Genomic DNA, 16,219 nt, shown 5'->3' with positions numbered 1-16,219 from the left:
CGTCTTTGGAGACTTCATGAAGTTGTCGTTGGCTAAGCTGAACCTGCTGCGTGTGACCCTGGCGAGTGCCGCCCTGTCCCTGCTCGCGTCGTGCGGAGGTGGGGACCAGATCGAGAAGTTCGTGCCCGACCGCATCGTCGTGTTCGGTGACGAGTCGGGTCTGATCGAGCCGGATGCTGGTTTCCCGAGCGATGGCCGCAAGTACACCGTCAACGGTGTTGAACGTGATGCCACGACGGGCCTTCCGATCGCGAACACACGCGACTGCACCCGCAATCCGATTTGGGTGCAGGTGCTGGCCAACGACTATGGCTATCAGTTCGCCGACTGCCTGACCCACGCCACCACGGCACGTGCCTTCACGTTTGCGCAGGTCAGTAGCACGGTCACGATGATGAATGCCCGCATCACCAACTACCTGACCACCACGGGCTTCAACGCTCAGGACCTCGTGGCGATCATGGTCGGCACCCACGATGTGGTGGCCGCAGCGAGTGCTGCAGATCCTCTCGCTGCTGCAACGGCGGCGGGCACTGCGGTGGGGACGGAAGTGGTGCGCATCACCGACCGCGGTGCGCGTGTAATCGTCTCGACGATCCCTGACGTCGCCTACACGCCGTACGGCCGTGGCCGCTCATTGACCGAGCAGGTGCTGCTCAGCAACCTGACCCGCAGTTTCAACGACGCCCTGCGCCGCCGTCTGCAGGACGTGCGCGGCGGTGGCCACTCCGTCGGCCTTGTGCTGGGGGACGAGTTGGTGCTGTTGATGGTGCGCTCCCCGGGGAGCTACGGCTTGGTCAATGTCGCTGACGCCATCTGCGGGGCCACTGCATTGACGAGCTGCGACGAAAACAGTGTCGCGACAAGCTCTCCGACCAGCTACGGCGCTGACTGGCTCTGGGCTGGCTCGCTGCAGCCCGGCGCGAACGCACAGTCCCGCTTGGGATCGGCTGCGGTCTACCGCGCCCGCAACAACCCCTTCTGATCCTTCCTGCGTGTCAGCCCCGCGGCGGACGGGGCCGCCGCCGGCGTGTCTCGATCGTCACCTTCATCGCGAGGATGCTCAGCGCGAGCGCCAGCGTCACCGCGTTGGCGATGCCGATCGGCCACGAGCGCAACACGACCCCGTAGGCCAGCCACAGCGCCACGCCTACCGTGAAGGCGCTGTACATGCCGAGCGAGATGCCGCTCACGTCGCGCGTGCGGAAGGTGTGCCAGGCCTGCAGGGCGAAGGAGCCGGTGGTGAGCGTGGCGGCGACGTAGCCCAGCCATTCAAGCGACAGGTGGTCCATTGTTCAACCGGGTTGGGCGGCGGACGCCGGAGCCGAGGCCGGCGCCGCTGGCGTGGCCGGGGACGGCGCTGGCACAACCGGTGGCACAGCCGATGCGGCGGGCTCGGCCGGCGGCACGACGAAGGGCTGCGGCGGCACGGGCGGCGTGAAGTCGTTGGCCGTCCACTGCACCATCGCCTCCAGCGCGGGCCGTGCAAGGTTGGCGTTGGCGTGGTTGATGACCGCCACCACCACATAGCGCCGGCCACCGCTGCTGAGCACGTAGCCGGCGATGCCGGCCACGCCGTTGAGCGAGCCGGTCTTGAGATGTGCCCGCCCGGTGGCGCCGTTGCGCGCGCGGCGCAGCGTGCCATCGACGCCGATCACCGGCAGCGAACTCATCAGCTCCGGCATCGACGGCCCGGCATACATCGCCTGCAGCAGCCGGGCGAGCAGGTGGGCGCTCAGGCGCGCATCGCGCGACAGGCCCGAGCCGTTGTCGACCACCGCACCGCGCGCCGCGTCGCCGAAACGTTCGGCCAGCCAGCTGCGCATCAGGTCGCGCGCTTGCTCGGGCGTGCCCGGTCCGCCGCGCTGCGCGACGGGCAGCGTGAGAAAGAGCTGCTGCGCCATCACGTTGTTGCTGAACTTGTTGATGTCGCGCACCACTTCCGCCAGGGCGGGTGAGGCCACCTGGAAGCTCGGCGCGTCGGCCGGCGCCTGCCCGTCGCGAACCCGACCGATGAGCTTGCCGCCCATTTCGCGCCAGAGACCGGCGAGCACGCGGGCGTTGTAGCTCGCGGGGTCGGCATAGGCGACCTGCCAGAACTGCTCGGCGCAGGCCACCGGGTAGTGGCCGCTGAAGCGGATGCGCAGCGGGTCGGTGAAGTCGGGGCGCAGCGCCTCGCGCCAGTCGTTGCAAACGCCGTGGGGCGACAGCGGCACGGTGAGGTCGATGCGCACGCCGGCCAGCGGCGGCTCGCTCGAGACGACGGCCACGCCGCGTGCGGGGTCGGGCGTGAAGGTCAGCTGCACCGACTTGTAGTTGAGCAGCAGCGCATCGGGGCCGGTGTTCTGCGGGCTGTAGGGCTTGGCGTCGAAGGCGCCCGGGTTGTGCGGTGGCAGGCTGAAGGCGCTGCGGTCGAGCACGATGTCGCCCCGGATCTCGCGCACGCCCAGTTGCTGCACGCGGCGCAGCACCTGCCACAGGCGCTCCTGCACGAACTTCGGGTCGCCCGAGCCCTTGATGACGAGGTTGCCTTCGAGCACGCCGTTGAGCGTGGTGCCCTGGATCCACACCGGCGTGTTCCAGGCCCACGCGGGGCCGAGCAGGTCGAGCGCGGCGCTGGTGGTCACGAGCTTCATCAGCGACGCCGGGTTCACCGGCAGCTGCGGCTGCCAGACGAGGCGCGGCTCGGAGGCACCGACCTCCTGCGCGACCACCACCATCGCCTCGCGCGGCACACCGGCGCGCGTCAGGGCGGAGTCGACTTCGGGCGGCAGGCCCACGATCGGGGCGGCGGTGGCATGCGAGGCCAGGCAGACCAGGCCGGCCGCGGCGAGGCCGCGCACGATGTCGCGTATCAGCATGGGGAGATGATCGCATGGGCCCCGTCGAGGAAAGGTCGCCCGGTAGACTCCTCCCATGACCCGCCTGCTGGCTTTCGACACCTCGACCGACGCGATGAGCCTCGCCCTGCTCACGCCGCAGGGGCGGCGCGCGCGCGACGAGGCGGGCGGTGCAAAGGCGTCGGCGCGACTGTTGCCCGAATTGCTGGCCATGCTGGCCGATGCCGGTTCCACCTTGCAGGAACTCGACGCCATTGCGTTCGGCTGCGGCCCCGGGGCGTTCACCGGCCTGCGCACCGCGTGTTCGGTGGCGCAGGGGTTGGCCTTCGGTGCGAGCAAGCCGGTGGTGCCGGTCGACAGCCTGCTGATCGTGGCGCAGGACGCGCGCACGCAGCTCGCCGATGACGCGCCGGCCGAGCTGTGGGTGGCGATGGATGCGCGCATGGACGAGGTCTATGCCGGCGCCTACCGTTGGGAGTCGGGCCGCTGGACGGTGCTGTCAGCGCCTGCGCTTTACAGCGTCGAGGCCTTGAACGCGGCATGGCAGTCGGCTCCGCCGACCCTCGTGGCCGGCTCGGCACTCGATGCCTTCGGCGAGCGGTTGGCGCTCGGCGCGGCTGCCACGGTGCCGCGGGAGCGCTCGCGTGCCGCAGCGCTCATCGAGGTCGCCGCACAGCTGCTGGCCGAGGGCCGGACGGTCGATGCCACACACGCGCTGCCGGTGTACCTGCGCGACAAGGTGGCGCAGACCACGCAGGAGCGCGAAGCCGCGCGCGCCGCGAAAGAGGTCGCGACATGAGCGCGGTGCTGCGCGACGAACGCCTGCTGCTGCCCATGACCGTCAAGCAGCTCGACGCGGTGCTCGCCATCGAGCTGCAGGCCTACCCCTTCCCGTGGACGCGCGGCAACTTCATCGACTCGCTGGCCGCAGGCTACCCGGCCCAGGTGCTGCATGGCAGTCACGGCGAGCTGCTGGGCTACTTCATCGCGATGGAAGGCGTCGACGAGCTGCACCTGCTCAACATCACCGTCGCGCCCGCGGCGCAGGGCCAGGGCCACGCCCGCTTCATGCTCGACGAGCTGTGCACCTTGGGTCGCAGCCGGGGTGCCCATCAGATCTGGCTCGAGGTGCGTGGCAGCAACCTGCGTGCGCGCAGCATCTACGAGCGCTACGGCTTTCGCCACATCGGCCTGCGCCGAGGCTACTACCCGGCCTCGCGCGAGGAATACCCGAACGGTCGCGAAGACGCGATCGTGATGAGCCTTTCACTGGAGGCCGCGCGTGGGGTGGACTGAACGCCAGGTCGCGATGCTGGCCGAGATGGGCATCCGCGTGTGGAACCGTGCCGGGTCCGAGGACGCGCCAGCCCCCGTCGAGGCGAAGGCCGAAGCGGCGGTTGTGGCCGGGCCGGCGGCTGCCCCTGCGCCGTCTCCTCGGTCGCAGCCGCTCGCGCCGCCGCCTAGGGCCGTGCCCGGCTCGCGCCCGCTGGGCACCGAGACGATGGACTGGCCCGCGCTGCGCGCCGCCGTTTCCGCCTGCACCGCCTGCAAGCTGTGCGGTGGCCGCACCAACACCGTGTTCGGCGTCGGCCACGAGCGTGCGCACTGGATGATCGTCGGCGAAGCGCCGGGCGAGCAGGAAGACCGGCAGGGCGAGCCCTTCGTCGGCAAGTCGGGCCAGCTGCTCGACAACATGCTGCGCGCCGTCGGCCTGACCCGCGGCGAGGCCGCTGCGGCCGAGCAGGTCTTCATCGCCAACACGGTGAAGTGCCGCCCGCCCGGCAACCGCAACCCCGAGCCCGAAGAGCTCGCGCAGTGCGAGCCGTATCTCATCCGCCAGATCGCGCTGGTGCAGCCGCGCATCATCCTCGCGATGGGGCGCTTCGCGGTGCAGAGCCTCTTGCGCAGCGACGAGCCCATCGGCCGCCTCCGGGGCCGTGTGCACCAGTATCAGGGCGTGCCCCTCATCGTGACGTACCACCCGGCCTACCTGCTGCGCAACCCGGAGGACAAGGCCAAGTCCTGGGACGACCTCTGCCTCGCGCGCGAGGTGCTGCAGAAGGCGCTCGCCACCCCCTAGGCTGAGCGTCTCTCCGAGGGTGAAAAACAGGGGGTGACGGCTATCATGGCCCGCCATGAGCCTCCGCCCGTTCCTGCGCGACAGCGACCTGCCCGACGCGGACAGCCTGCCCTGCATGCTGGCCTGGGTCACGCCCGACGGCACGGTGCTGCACGCCAACCGGGGCTTTCGCGAGCAGATGGGCGTCGTTGACGAATCGGCCTCGCTGCCGTCGCTGCTGAGCGCCGATTCCGGCGTGGCCCTCACCACCCAGCTGGCGGCGCGGCGCGACTTCCGCCTGAGCGTGCGCATGCCGCTGCCCGGCCACCAGCGCCACCGCGAAGCCTGGCTCGACCTGCAGGTCACCTGGCTCGAAGCGCAGGGCTGCTACGTCTGCGTGCTGCACGACGTGAGCGACAGCCGCCGTGCCGAGATCTCGTCGCGCTCGCGGGCCGAGCAGTTCCAGCTGCTGGCCGACAACGTGCCGGTGCTGATCTCGTACTACGAGGCACAGAGCTTCCGCTGCCTGTACGCCAACAAGCTTTACGCACAGACCTTCGGTTTCGACGAGCACTCGGTGATCGGCCGCACCTTCGCCGAGATCGTGGGCGATGCGGCCGCCGAGGTGATCCAGCCCTACGTCGACTACGTGCTGCGCGAGCACAAGCCGGCGGCCTACGAGCGCGAGTTGCGCACGCCAGAAGGCAAGCGCCACTGGCTGGAGGTCAACCTCATTCCCCACCTCGCCACCGACGGCACCTTGCTCGCCGCCTTCGTGCTCGTGACCGACATCACCAAGCACCGCCTGGCCGAACAATCGGTGCGCGAATCGGAAGAGCGGCTCGGCAAGTTCATGCAAGCGAGCGTGGAAGGCATCCTCTTCCACAAGAACGGCTACCTCACCGACGCCAACGAGCCCTTATGCGAGCTGGTGGGCTACCCGCTGGAAGAGATCCTCGGCCGCCACGTGTTCGACTTCCTGCCCGCCGACCAGATGGCCAAGGTGTCGGCCGTGATGGAAGCGCTCGGCGAGACGGCCTACGAGAGCGTGATCCTGCACCGCGATGGCCGGCGCATCCCGGTCGAGTTCATCGTGCGCACCATCGAGCGCCACGGCGAGCGCCTGCGCATGAGCATCGTGCGCGACATCCGCGACCGCCATGCGGCGCAGGAGCACATCCGCCGCCTCGCGCACAACGACTCGCTCACCGGCCTGCCCAACCGCCTGAGCCTGATGGAGCACCTGGGCCACATGATCGCCGCGGCGCGCCGCGACGATTCGCAGGTGGCCCTGCTCTTCATCGACCTCGACCACTTCAAGCGCGTCAACGACTCGCTCGGCCACCTGGTGGGCGACACGCTGCTGCAGACCATCGCCCGCCGCATCACCGAGAGCCTGCGCGGCACCGACGTGGTGGCCCGTTTCGGCGGCGACGAGTTCATCGTGCTGCTGCCCCGCACGCTGCAGCGCATGGACGTGGAAGAAGTGGCCCACAAGCTGCTCGCACGCATCGAAGTGCCGGTGAACGCCGATGGCCGCCTGATCTCGGTCACGCCGTCGATCGGCATCTCGATGTTCCCGCACGACGGCGAGACGGCCGACGACCTCATCAAGCACGCCGATACCGCGATGTACCTCGCGAAGTCGCGCGGCCGCGCCAACTACCAGTTCTTCACGCCCGCGATGGCGAGCAGTGCCTACGACGCGCTGGTGCTCGAGAGCCAGATGTCGCAGGCGCTCGCACGCGGCGAGTTCGTGCTGCACTTCCAGCCGCAGGTGCGTGCGCGCGATGGCGTGCTGGTCGGCGCCGAGGCGCTGATCCGCTGGAACCACCCCGAGCGTGGCCTCCTGATGCCCGACACCTTCATCCCGCTGGCCGAGCAGCAGCGCCTCATGCTGCCCATCGGCCAATGGGTGCTGCGCGAGGCGATGCGCCGCGTCCGCCGCTGGCACGAAGAAGGCCTGTGCGTGCCGGTGGCCGTGAACCTCTCCACCGTGCAGTTCCAGACCAGCGGGTTCACGGCGCTCATCGAGCAGATGCTGGCCGAAGAGGGCGTGGCGGGCGAACTGCTCGAACTCGAACTGACCGAGCGAATGCTGATGGACGACCTGCCCGAGGTGAAGCGCAAGCTCTCCGAGCTGAAGGCGCTGGGCATCCGCATCTCGGTCGACGACTTCGGCACCGGCTACTCGTCGCTCGCGCACTTGAAGGAGTTGCCGATCGACAAGATGAAGATCGACCGTTCCTTCGTGCTGGGCCTTCCGACCGACAACGACTCGGCCGCGATCGCACGGGCCATCGTGCAGATGGCGCGCGGCCTGGGGCTTGTCGTGATTGCCGAAGGCGTGGAGACCGACGCGCAGCGCACCTTTCTCGCTCGCCTCGATTGCGACGAGCTGCAAGGCATGCTCGTCGGCGAGCCGCTCGCCGCGCCCGACTTCGCGCACTGGGTCACGGCACAGGCCTGAAAGTCTCCCTGGGCCCTCGCCATAATTCGCCTGTGCACGCGCGTGCACCGATCAGTCGAAAAACGCTTTCCAGGGAGATCTCCATGCTGAACTTGTCCAAGGCCGTGGTGGCCGGCGTCGTCGTGTCCGCTTTGCTCGCGGGGTGTTCCTGGCGATCGGCCAAACCCCAGACGGCGGTGCTGGGCCCAACCAACGCGGCGGTGTATGACGCGGTGCCGGCGTCCCTGCTGCAGCCCCTGAAGGCGGGCGACGAAATCGAATACGTCGTGCACGACAAATCCACCGGCAACCGTCGTTCGGTCGTCCTTCGCGTGGACCGGGTCGAGGCAACCCGCGTGCGCTTCGATCAGGGCGGGCGCGTCGAGAAGCCCACGGGCGAGCCGCTGGAGGTCACGGTGGTGCAGGCCGGCGACCTGGACGCGATGATGCCGCCCGGCGGTTGGGGGCGCGAGTCGCTCCAGCCGGGCACCACGTGGAGCAGCTCGCACCGCGGGAACGGCGCCGCGTCGAACATGGCCTATTCGCTGAAGGCGGAAGCCGGCGCGATGGTCACCTTGCAGACGCCCATGGGCGCGCTGCCGGTGGTGCCGATCGAAGTCTGGGGTTGGGCGGCCACCGACAAGAGCCGCAACATCTCCACCCCGTCGAAGGTGTCGGCGCAGGTCTGGTACTCGCCGCAGCTTCGCCGCGTGGTCCGCATGGAGTCGACCGTCAAGGCCGCCACCAATCTTGCCCCGCGCGTCTTCGAGGCGTCGCGCGAACTGATCGAGCTCGTCGCGATCCGCCGCTCCTGAACGCGGGGGCCTCAGCCCTTCTTCTTCACCGGCCGCACCCAGCCGGCGATGACGGTCTGCTTGCCACGCGCCACCGCCAGCTGCCCCGCCGGCACCGGCTTGCTGATGGTGGAGCCGCCGCCGATGGTGGCGCCGTCGCCGAGCGTGACGGGTGCGACCAGCACGCAGTTGCTGCCCACGTGCACGTCGTTGCCGATCACGGTGCGGTGCTTGTTGGCGCCGTCGTAGTTGGCGGTGATGCTGCCGGCGCCGTAGTTCACACGTTCGCCGACCGTCGCGTCGCCCAGGTAGGCGAGGTGGTTGGCCTTGGCGCCCTTGGCGAGTGTCGAGTTCTTCACCTCGACGAAGTTGCCGATGTGCACCTCTTCGGCGAGCTGTGCGCCCGGGCGCAGGCGGGCGAAGGGGCCGATCAGCGAGCCGGCGCCGACGCTTGCGCCGTCCTTGTCGCCGTCAATATGGGTAAAGGGGTGGATCGTCACGTTGTCGGCGATGCGCGCGTTGCGAATCACGCAGTGCGCGCCGATGCGCGTGCCGCTGCCGAGGTGCACGGTGCCTTCGAAGATGCAGTTGATGTCGATCTCGACGTCGGTGCCGCAGTGCAGATCGCCTCGGAGGTCGAAGCGCGCCGGGTCGGCCAGGCGCACGCCGTCGTTCATGAGGTGCTCGGCCTGTGCGCGCTGGTGGCGGCGTTCCAGGTCGGCGAGTTGCACCGGGCTGTTGACGCCCAGCACCTCGGCTTCGGTCAGCGGCTGCGCGGCCACCACCGGCGTGCCGTCGGCCACGGCCATCGCGACGATGTCGGTCAGGTAGTACTCGCCCTGCACGTTGTCGTTCTTGAGGTTCGAGAGCCAGCGCTTGAGTGCGGCGGTGGGCACGGCCATCATGCCGGTGTAGATCTCGCGGATCTGGCGCTGCTCGGCGGTGGCGTCCTTGTGCTCGACGATGGCACGCACGCTGTCACCCTGGCGCACGATGCGGCCGTAGCCGGTCGGGTCGGCCAGGTCGATGGTGAGCAGCGCGAGCTTCGTGCCGCCGCAGGCTTCGATCAGCGCACGTGCGGTGCGCTCGGTGATGAGCGGCACGTCGCCGTTGAGGATCAGCGTGGTGCCGGACTCTTGCAGCGAAGGCACCGCCTGTTGCACGGCATGGCCGGTGCCGAGTTGTGGCTCCTGGCGCACGAAGCGCAGGTTCGATGCCTTCACGGCCGCTTCGACGACCTCCGCCTCGTGGCCCGTGATCGTGATGATGCGATCGGCCGACAGCCGTGTGGCGGTGTTCAACACGTGCTGCAATAGCGAGCGCCCGGCCAGCTTGTGCAGCACCTTGGGCAGGCTGGATTTCATGCGGGTGCCCTTGCCCGCGGCCATGATCACGATGTCGAGTGCCATGCAACGTTTTCCTCTGCTGAAGTCCTGGATTATCGGCGTGTGCTTCGCCGTCGGCACCCTGTTGTCGGGGTGCACGGCGGTGCGCTTCGCGTACAGCCAGGGCCCGGAGCTGAGCTACTGGTGGCTCGACGGGTACGCCGACTTCAGCGAGGCGCAGATCCCCAAGGTTCGCGACACGCTCGAAGCCTGGTTCCGCTGGCACCGCCAGACCCAGCTCGACGACTACGCGCAGTTCCTCGTGCGCCTGCAGGGCCATGCGGCAGGGCCGGTCACGCCCGAGCTGGTGTGCCGCTCATACCAGGAGGCGCTGTCGCGCGTCGACCCGATGCTCGACAAGGCGCTGCCGATGGCCGTTGACCTGGTGCGCAGCTTGACGCCGGCACAGGTCCAGCACATCGAGCGCAAGTACGCCAAGGTGAACCGCGAGTTCCGCAACGACTTCCTGCAGCCCGACCCCACCGAGCGTTTCGAGGCCTCGGTGAAGCGTGCGTTGGACCGCGCCGAGATGTTCTACGGCAGCCTCGACGAGGCCCAGCTCGAGGCGCTGCGGCGAGGCATCGCCGCGTCGCCCTTCAACCCCGAGCTGTGGCTGGAGGAACGCATGCTGCGCCAGCAGGAGGCGCTGGCCATGCTGCGGCGCATTGCGAACGACAAGGCGATCTCGCCCGATCAGACGCTGGCGTCGTTGCGCGTCGTCGTGGCCCATGTGCAGCGCTCGCCGCGCCCGCACTACCTCGAGTACCAGCAGAAGCTGCTGGCCTACAACTGCAAGCTCGCCGCCCAGTTGCACAACAGTGCGAGTCGCGAGCAGCGGGCGTCGGCGGTGAAGCGCTTCAAGGGCTGGGAAGAAGACGCCCGCTCGCTGGCGGCCGATGGGCGCAAGGCGCCCTGAGGGGGCGGGCCGCGATCAGGGGGTGAGCTGCACGCTCACGCGCCGCGGGTTGATGCCGGTCTGCGGAAAGTCTTTCAGCGCCGCCTTGAACATCGCGGCCAGCAGCTGGGTGTTGCCGGAACTCAGGCCGTCGCTGGCGGCGCGCGCTTCGTAGAGCGGCTGCGCGGTCTGCCGGTCGCGGATCAGCACCACCACCTCGCGGTCGTAGCGCGGGCTGTCGTACATCATCCCGAAGCCGGGGCCCCAGTACGGCCGGCCGTAGCGCGAATAGAAGAGGCTCCCGCGCCAGAAGAAGGGGTCGTCGTAGAAGCCGCGATCGGTGCGCGAAACGCGGGCGGCGACCTGAACGGTGGTGTCGGCGGTCTTGAGGTCGTTGACTTCCTGGAAGCCTGCGCCCAGCAGGGCGGGGCGGGCGGCGGCTTCGAGTTCCGACTGTTCCTGGGGCCGTGCCTGCTGCGAGGGCAGCCGCTCGAAGGCAAAGGTGGCCGGCTTGCGCGCCGCAGGCCACTGGCTGTACGTGGAGACCTCGCTGTCCACCGTGTTCATGGCGGCACAGCCGCCGAGGGCGGCGGCCAATGCCAGGGTTGCCAGGGCCGTGATGCGCATGGGCTGTCTCGCTCCTACTCCGCGAACTTGATCACCGACTCACCCGGTGTGGCAGGCGTGGCGCACGACTCGTCGTCGTCGAACGCGATGTCGCCGCCCGGGTCGGCCACGCCAGTGGTTTTGAGCGTGGTGAAAGGGTAGAGGTTCCGGTCCATCATGTGCGAAGGCACGATGTTGCCCATCGCGGTGAAGAGGTTGTCGATGCGGCCGGGGAAGCGCTTGTCCCAGTCGCGCAGCATGGCCTTGATCTGCACCCGCTGCAGGTTCTCCTGGTTGCCGCACAGCGAGCAGGGAATGATGGGGAACTGCCGGTGCGCCGACCAGCGCTCGATGTCGGTCTCGGCCACGTAGGCGAGCGGGCGGATGATGATGTTCTTGCCGTCGTCGCTCACGAGTTTCGGTGGCATGCCCTTCATCTTGCTGCCGAAGAACATGTTCATGAAGAGCGTCTGGATCATGTCGTCGCGGTGGTGGCCGAGCGCGATCTTGGTCGCGCCGAGTTCGCCCGCCACCCGGTAGAGGATGCCCCGGCGCAGGCGCGAGCACAGGCTGCACATGGTCTTGCCCTCGGGGATGAGGCGCTTGACGATGGAGTAGGTGTCCTGGTTCTCGATGTGGAAGGGCACGCCGCGTGCCTTCAGGTACTCGGGCAGGATGTGCTCGGGAAAGCCCGGCTGCTTCTGGTCGAGGTTGACGGCGACGAGCTCGAAGCGGATCGGCGCGCGCTGCTGCATGTTGAGAAGGATGTCGAGCAGCGTGTAGCTGTCCTTCCCACCCGACAGGCACACCATCACCTTGTCGCCGTCTTCGATCATGTTGAAGTCGGTGATGGCCTGGCCCACCTGGCGATGCAGGCGCTTGCTGAGCTTGTTGGTTTCGAAGGCGAGCTTCGCCTCGTCTTTGCTGTCGATCACGGCACTCATCACATCACTTCCTTGATTCCAAACACTTCACAGCCCACCGCGTCGCAATCGGGGTAGACGTCGGGCTTCTCCGTCGACACGCGTGCAGCCTTCACTCGTGGGTGCGCGAGCATGAGTTTGAGCACGTCGTCGCACAGCGTTTCCTGCAGATGCACGTGGCCCTGCTTGATGCGCACCGCGATGCTGCGGCGCATGAAGTCGTAGTCGACCACCTCGTCGAGCTCGTCGTTCCGCGGCGTCGACACGGTGAGCGGGATGTACAGGTCGACGTTGATCAGCACGCGCTGCTCGCCGCGCTTCTCGAAGTCGTGCACGCCGATGTTGATCCACACCTCGTAGTTGCGCAGGAAGAGGCGGCGGCAGTCGCGCAGGTCGTTGTGGCCGAGCAGGCTTTGCATGTCAGGCTTTCTTGTCGGGGTTGGCGAGGAACATCACATCGCGGGCTTGGGCCTGCAGGTGCTGCCCGCCATCGACCAGCAGCGTCGTGCCCGTGATGGCCGGCGATTCGATCAGGAAGCGCACGGTGCGGGCGATGTCGCCCGGCGTGGACGAACGCCCCAGCGGCGTGAGCTGGTGCGAGGCCGCAAACTCGTCGGCCGTCATCGCACCCGACAGCAGCGTGACCCCCGGTGCCACGCCGCACACCCGCACGCTCGGGGCCAGCGCCTGCGCCAGCATCACCGTGGCCGTCTGCAGCGCGGCCTTCGACAGCGTGTACGAGAAATAGTCGGGGTTGAGGTTCCACAGCTTCTGGTCGAGCAGGTTGACCACGCAGCCCAGCCGGTTCGTGCCGGCCAGGTGCCGGTGCAGGGCCTGCGCGAGCAGCACCGCCGGGGCGGTGTTGGCTCGCCAGTGTTTCTCCATCGACGCGAGGCTGAAGTTCTCGGCGTTGTCGTACTCGAAGGTCGAGGCGTTGTTGACGACCGCATCGAGCCGCCCGAAACGTTCGACCACCTGCGGCACGAGCGCGCGGCAACTCGCCTCGTCGGCCAGGTCGGCCTGGACGCTTTCGGCGAATGCGCCCGCCCGCCGCGCTTGCGCCACGGTCTCCGCAGCGTCGCCCTCCGAGCGGTGGTAGTGCACGGCCACATCGAAGCCGTGCGCGGCCAGGTCGAGCGCGATCTCGCGGCCCAGGCGGCGGGCCGCGCCGGTGACGAGCACGACCGGGCGTTCAGACATGGTGATGGGGGGGGTGACAACGGAGGCCGACAGTGTATCGGCGGGGCCTTTTTCGACCCGCTGTCGGGCTCTTGCAGGGCCCGTTCGGCACCCCGCAGCGGCGTTTCGGCGCCACCACCGTGCCGTTCGCCACTTTTGCCGCCGGCGTGGCGATGCGGCTGCGTAGACTGGCGACTCCTTCCGACACCATGACGACGACCACCCCCCACGAGACCGCTGCCGTCTCGAGCGCGCGGCCGCTGCCGCCACCACGAGGCCGCCGCCGCGTGTTCCTGCGCGACCTCGGCATCGTGCTCGTGCTCAACACCGTGGTTGCCGTCACGCTGTGGCTGATCGTGGTGGCGATGACGCCCGAGAGCAGCTCGCAGCAGCAGCTCGAGGCGCTGGGGAGCCATCTGGTGTTCTCGCAGTGCATCGGCCTGTGCATCTTCGGGCTCATCGAATGGCCGCGCCTCACCTCGTGGTGGGAGCGGCCACCGCGGTGGCTGGCGCTGGGCGGGGTGACCCTCGTGGCCATTCCGGTCGGCCACACGATGGGGCGGCTGCTGGCGGGCGCGCTGCTGGGCGTCTCGTCGGGCCTCGCCCATCCGCTGGAGCCGGCGATGGCGCTGGTGGCCTTCACCACCATCGTCGCCTCGCTGGTGGCGGTGCACCTCATTACCCAGCGCGACCACATCGAATCGGAGCGCCTGCGCGCCGAAAACGCCGACGTGCGCGCGGCGAGTGCCCGCCTGCAGCTGCTGCAGCAGCAGATCGAGCCGCACATGCTCTTCAACACGCTGGCCAACGCGCATGCCCTCATCGACACCGAGCCCGCGCGTGCGCAGGCGATGCTCGAAGCGTTGAGCGAGCTGCTGCACGCCAGCATGCAGACGGGCGAGCAGCCGCTCGTCACCTTGCAGCAGGAGTTCAACCTGCTCGAGCAGTACCTGAACCTGATGGCCATCCGCATGGGGCCGCGCCTGCGCCACACGCTGCACCTGCCCGCCGAACTGCAGGGCTGCCGCCTGCCGCCACTCACCTTGCAGCCGCTGGTGGAAAACGCGGTGCGCCACGGCCTCGATGCCCGGCCCGAGGGCGGCAGCATCCATGTCAGCGCGCGGCGCGACGGCGCCCAGGTGCTCATCGAGGTGGTGGACGACGGCCAGGGCCTGTCGGTGGACGACCCGTTCGCCGCCGGCCGCATCGGCCTGGCCAACCTGCGGCAGCGGCTGGCTTACGCCTTCGGCGACGAGGCCGGCCTGACGCTCGCCGACCATGCCCCGCACGGTGTGCGTGCAACGGTGCGGATTCCTCAGGCGAGCCCCGCATGACCATCCCCGTGCTCGTGGTCGAAGATGAGCCGGTGCTCGCGCGCCGCCTTCAGCAGCAACTCGCCACGCTGTGGCCGGGCATCGACCTGCTGCCGGTGGCCGACAACGGCGCGGCGGCCATCGCGCTCGCGCTCGAACACCTGCCGCGCGTGATCTTTCTCGACATCCACATGCCCGCCGCCTCGGGGCTCGATGCGGCCGAGGCCATCGTCGAAGACTGGCCCGAGGGCGTGCCGCTGCCGCAGCTCGTGTTCGTCACCGCCTATGGCCAGTACGCGGTGCAGGCCTTCGAGCACGGGGCCATCGACTACCTGCTCAAGCCGGTGAGCACCGAGCGCCTGCAGCGCGCGGTGCAGCGTTTGCAGGAGCGGCTCGCGCTGCTCGATGGGGCCAGCGGCGAGGCGCTCGGCGGTGCGCTGCAACGGGTGGCGCAGGCGCTGCAGCCCGCAGCGAGCGCGGCACCGCTGTCGGTGATCAATGCGGCCGTGGGCGCGGTCACGCACCTCATCCCCATCGACGACGTGCTGTATTTCGAGGTGGCCGACAAGTACCTGCGCGTCGTCACCCGCGAGCGCGAAGCGTTGATCCGCATGACGCTGCGCGAGCTGCTGCAGCGGCTCGACGCCGAGCGCTTCTGGCAGGTGCACCGGAGCCTCGTGGTGCAGGCGCGCTGCATCGCGCAGGTGGAGCGCAGCGAAGACGGCCGCCTGTGGCTGGGCCTGCGCGACCACCCCACACGCCTCGGCGTGAGCCGGCTCTTCGCGCATCGCTTCAAGGCGATGTGACGCTCGCCGCCGCTTTCCGACGCTTCGGCACCCCGGCCGCACCGTTCGCGGATCGGCGCCAGACACGAACCCCGCCGCATCTCGACACTGGTCGCCTCGCCACTCGCTGAGGTTGACCGATCGTGAAAATGCTTCCCGCCGCTGCGGCGCTGTCGTGCGCCGTGCTTGCACCCCTGGCCCATGCACAAGACGGCCCGCCGCCCGGCTGGGTGGGCCCCGCGCCGGGCTGGTCGGGCGGTGTGTTGATGGGCGCCGCCGCCGTGCCCGAATACGAAGGCAGCCGCCACACGCGGGTGCAGCCGGTGCTGGGCGGCGAGGTCTACTGGCGGCCCGGGGTGGGCCCCAATGCGGCGAGCGTGGCCTTCGGCAGCCGCGGCCTGGTGTGGACCCCGTGGCAGACCACGGCCGGCACCGCCAGCCTCGGCCTCTCGGTCGACCCCGGCCGTGTCGACGACGACGAGCGCAAGCTCACCCCCGCCGGCCTGCGCCCGGGCAGCGCCGACCTGCGCGGCATGGGCGAGGTGAAGATGACGGCCCTTGTCTCCGCGTCGGGTTCGGTCGCGCTCGGTCCGGTGTCACTGACCGGCGCGCTGCGGCAGGCCGTGTCCAGCCATCGCGGCACGCTCATGGAGGCAGGGCTCGCGCTGCCCTGGCAGTTGCACCGCCACGCGAAGCTCACCATCACGCCCGGCGTCACCTGGGCCGACCGCCGCCACACGCAGGCCTACTTCGGCGTGACACCGCAGCAGTCGGCGGCCAGCGGCTACGCCCGCTTTGACGCGGGTTCCGGCCTCAAGAGCCAGCAGCTCGTGTTCGACTTCGACATGGCCTTCAGCCGCGCCTGGCACCTGCAAGCGCTGCTGCGCGTACACCGCCTCACCGGCGACGCCGCCGACAGCCCCATCACCCAGCGCACGCGCCAGACGAGTGGCCTGCTCGCGCTGCGCTACGAGTTCCAACTGTGAGTTCC

At 69.2% G+C, this 16,219-nt stretch carries 17 protein-coding genes; 10 read left to right on the top strand and 7 right to left on the bottom strand.

Going from position 1 to position 16,219, the window contains the following annotated elements; translation table 11 throughout:
- The first annotated feature begins 16 nt into the window (after positions 1 to 16).
- Positions 17 to 985, top strand: coding sequence for a hypothetical protein (locus RXV79_RS23375; RefSeq protein ID WP_316700490.1), 969 nt, complete (start codon positions 17 to 19; stop codon positions 983 to 985).
- 13 nt (positions 986 to 998) lie between these two features.
- Here the strand turns inward: RXV79_RS23375 and RXV79_RS23370 are convergent, their stop codons facing one another.
- Positions 999 to 1,292, bottom strand: coding sequence for a SemiSWEET transporter (locus RXV79_RS23370; RefSeq protein ID WP_316700489.1), 294 nt, complete (start codon positions 1,290 to 1,292; stop codon positions 999 to 1,001).
- Between the two features lie 3 nt (positions 1,293 to 1,295).
- Positions 1,296 to 2,861 (bottom strand): D-alanyl-D-alanine carboxypeptidase/D-alanyl-D-alanine endopeptidase, encoded by a 1,566-nt coding sequence (gene dacB, locus RXV79_RS23365; protein ID WP_316700488.1) that lies wholly within the window; start codon positions 2,859 to 2,861, stop codon positions 1,296 to 1,298.
- A 55-nt stretch (positions 2,862 to 2,916) separates the two neighbouring features.
- Between dacB and tsaB the strand changes: the two genes are divergently transcribed.
- The 5 genes from tsaB to RXV79_RS23340 all read left to right on the top strand — a co-directional run bounded on the left by tsaB (position 2,917) and on the right by RXV79_RS23340 (position 8,163).
- Positions 2,917 to 3,639 carry a tRNA (adenosine(37)-N6)-threonylcarbamoyltransferase complex dimerization subunit type 1 TsaB gene (gene tsaB / locus RXV79_RS23360; protein WP_316700487.1) on the top strand — a complete coding sequence of 241 codons (723 nt, stop codon included), beginning with the start codon at positions 2,917 to 2,919 and terminating at the stop codon, positions 3,637 to 3,639.
- Complete coding sequence (rimI, locus tag RXV79_RS23355) at positions 3,636 to 4,136, top strand: ribosomal protein S18-alanine N-acetyltransferase (RefSeq protein WP_316700486.1); 501 nt, start codon at positions 3,636 to 3,638, stop codon at positions 4,134 to 4,136. Before tsaB ends, rimI begins: the two co-directional genes overlap by 4 nt.
- Positions 4,123 to 4,920, top strand: a complete 798-nt coding sequence (locus RXV79_RS23350; RefSeq protein ID WP_316700485.1) for a uracil-DNA glycosylase — start codon at positions 4,123 to 4,125, stop codon at positions 4,918 to 4,920. The genes rimI and RXV79_RS23350 overlap by 14 nt, the downstream gene beginning before the upstream one ends.
- Before the next feature lie 55 nt (positions 4,921 to 4,975).
- Positions 4,976 to 7,369 carry an EAL domain-containing protein gene (locus RXV79_RS23345; protein ID WP_316700484.1) on the top strand — a complete coding sequence of 798 codons (2,394 nt, stop codon included), beginning with the start codon at positions 4,976 to 4,978 and terminating at the stop codon, positions 7,367 to 7,369.
- Between the two features lie 83 nt (positions 7,370 to 7,452).
- Positions 7,453 to 8,163, top strand: a complete 711-nt coding sequence (locus RXV79_RS23340) for a hypothetical protein (protein WP_316700483.1) — start codon at positions 7,453 to 7,455, stop codon at positions 8,161 to 8,163.
- Between the two features lie 11 nt (positions 8,164 to 8,174).
- On the opposite strand, the gene glmU is transcribed toward RXV79_RS23340, so the two are convergent.
- Positions 8,175 to 9,551, bottom strand: a complete 1,377-nt coding sequence (glmU, locus tag RXV79_RS23335) for a bifunctional UDP-N-acetylglucosamine diphosphorylase/glucosamine-1-phosphate N-acetyltransferase GlmU (protein WP_316700482.1) — start codon at positions 9,549 to 9,551, stop codon at positions 8,175 to 8,177.
- On the opposite strand from glmU, the gene RXV79_RS23330 reads away from it, so the two are divergent.
- A complete protein-coding gene (locus RXV79_RS23330; RefSeq protein ID WP_316700481.1) occupies positions 9,550 to 10,443 on the top strand; it encodes a DUF6279 family lipoprotein in 894 nt (297 codons plus the stop codon). The two genes, glmU and RXV79_RS23330, sit on opposite strands and share 2 nt — an antisense overlap.
- A gap of 15 nt (positions 10,444 to 10,458) precedes the next feature.
- Here the strand turns inward: RXV79_RS23330 and RXV79_RS23325 are convergent, their stop codons facing one another.
- From RXV79_RS23325 to RXV79_RS23310, 4 genes are read right to left on the bottom strand one after another with little or no spacing between them, the layout of a single operon-like run.
- On the bottom strand, positions 10,459 to 11,049 hold the full coding sequence (locus RXV79_RS23325; RefSeq protein ID WP_316700480.1) for a DUF4136 domain-containing protein: 591 nt from the start codon (positions 11,047 to 11,049) through the stop codon (positions 10,459 to 10,461).
- Positions 11,050 to 11,063: 14 nt separating this feature from the next.
- Positions 11,064 to 11,972, bottom strand: a complete 909-nt coding sequence (gene ttcA, locus RXV79_RS23320) for a tRNA 2-thiocytidine(32) synthetase TtcA (protein ID WP_316700479.1) — start codon at positions 11,970 to 11,972, stop codon at positions 11,064 to 11,066.
- Positions 11,972 to 12,370 (bottom strand): dihydroneopterin aldolase, encoded by a 399-nt coding sequence (locus tag RXV79_RS23315; protein ID WP_316700478.1) that lies wholly within the window; start codon positions 12,368 to 12,370, stop codon positions 11,972 to 11,974. The genes ttcA and RXV79_RS23315 overlap by 1 nt, the downstream gene beginning before the upstream one ends.
- Before the next feature lies 1 nt (position 12,371).
- Positions 12,372 to 13,151: an SDR family oxidoreductase gene (locus tag RXV79_RS23310; RefSeq protein ID WP_316700477.1), complete on the bottom strand. Its 780-nt coding sequence runs from the start codon at positions 13,149 to 13,151 to the stop codon at positions 12,372 to 12,374.
- Positions 13,152 to 13,339: 188 nt separating this feature from the next.
- On the opposite strand from RXV79_RS23310, the gene RXV79_RS23305 reads away from it, so the two are divergent.
- The 3 genes from RXV79_RS23305 (at position 13,340) to RXV79_RS23295 (ending at position 16,214) form a co-directional block, all read left to right on the top strand.
- Positions 13,340 to 14,464: a sensor histidine kinase gene (locus RXV79_RS23305; protein ID WP_316700476.1), complete on the top strand. Its 1,125-nt coding sequence runs from the start codon at positions 13,340 to 13,342 to the stop codon at positions 14,462 to 14,464.
- Entirely contained in the window at positions 14,461 to 15,249 is a 789-nt protein-coding gene (locus tag RXV79_RS23300; protein WP_316700475.1) for a LytR/AlgR family response regulator transcription factor, read from the top strand. The genes RXV79_RS23305 and RXV79_RS23300 overlap by 4 nt, the downstream gene beginning before the upstream one ends.
- Before the next feature lie 128 nt (positions 15,250 to 15,377).
- The gene (locus tag RXV79_RS23295; RefSeq protein ID WP_316704192.1) at positions 15,378 to 16,214 is read left to right on the top strand and encodes a MipA/OmpV family protein; all 837 of its coding nucleotides are present in this window, start codon (positions 15,378 to 15,380) and stop codon (positions 16,212 to 16,214) included.
- The last annotated feature ends 5 nt before the right edge of the window (positions 16,215 to 16,219 follow it).

This window comes from Piscinibacter gummiphilus (assembly GCF_032681285.1).
GTDB classification, from domain to species: Bacteria; Pseudomonadota; Gammaproteobacteria; order Burkholderiales; family Burkholderiaceae_C; genus Rhizobacter; species Rhizobacter gummiphilus_A.
This window is presented reverse-complemented; position numbering and strand designations above follow the sequence as displayed.

Bases quoted from the DNA above. Each gene is read 5' to 3' on its own strand.
- RXV79_RS23375 (WP_316700490.1), top strand. From the start codon at position 17: ATGAAGTTGTCGTTGGCTAAGCTGAACCTGCTGCGTGTGACCCTGGCG.
- RXV79_RS23370 (WP_316700489.1), bottom strand. From the start codon at position 1,292: ATGGACCACCTGTCGCTTGAATGGCTGGGCTACGTCGCCGCCACGCTC.
- dacB (WP_316700488.1), bottom strand. From the start codon at position 2,861: ATGCTGATACGCGACATCGTGCGCGGCCTCGCCGCGGCCGGCCTGGTC.
- tsaB (WP_316700487.1), top strand. From the start codon at position 2,917: ATGACCCGCCTGCTGGCTTTCGACACCTCGACCGACGCGATGAGCCTC.
- rimI (WP_316700486.1), top strand. From the start codon at position 3,636: ATGAGCGCGGTGCTGCGCGACGAACGCCTGCTGCTGCCCATGACCGTC.
- RXV79_RS23345 (WP_316700484.1), top strand. From the start codon at position 4,976: ATGAGCCTCCGCCCGTTCCTGCGCGACAGCGACCTGCCCGACGCGGAC.
- RXV79_RS23340 (WP_316700483.1), top strand. From the start codon at position 7,453: ATGCTGAACTTGTCCAAGGCCGTGGTGGCCGGCGTCGTCGTGTCCGCT.
- RXV79_RS23330 (WP_316700481.1), top strand. From the start codon at position 9,550: ATGCAACGTTTTCCTCTGCTGAAGTCCTGGATTATCGGCGTGTGCTTC.
- glmU (WP_316700482.1), bottom strand. From the start codon at position 9,551: ATGGCACTCGACATCGTGATCATGGCCGCGGGCAAGGGCACCCGCATG.
- RXV79_RS23325 (WP_316700480.1), bottom strand. From the start codon at position 11,049: ATGCGCATCACGGCCCTGGCAACCCTGGCATTGGCCGCCGCCCTCGGC.
- ttcA (WP_316700479.1), bottom strand. From the start codon at position 11,972: ATGAGTGCCGTGATCGACAGCAAAGACGAGGCGAAGCTCGCCTTCGAA.
- RXV79_RS23315 (WP_316700478.1), bottom strand. From the start codon at position 12,370: ATGCAAAGCCTGCTCGGCCACAACGACCTGCGCGACTGCCGCCGCCTC.
- RXV79_RS23310 (WP_316700477.1), bottom strand. From the start codon at position 13,151: ATGTCTGAACGCCCGGTCGTGCTCGTCACCGGCGCGGCCCGCCGCCTG.
- RXV79_RS23305 (WP_316700476.1), top strand. From the start codon at position 13,340: ATGACGACGACCACCCCCCACGAGACCGCTGCCGTCTCGAGCGCGCGG.
- RXV79_RS23300 (WP_316700475.1), top strand. From the start codon at position 14,461: ATGACCATCCCCGTGCTCGTGGTCGAAGATGAGCCGGTGCTCGCGCGC.
- RXV79_RS23295 (WP_316704192.1), top strand. From the start codon at position 15,378: ATGCTTCCCGCCGCTGCGGCGCTGTCGTGCGCCGTGCTTGCACCCCTG.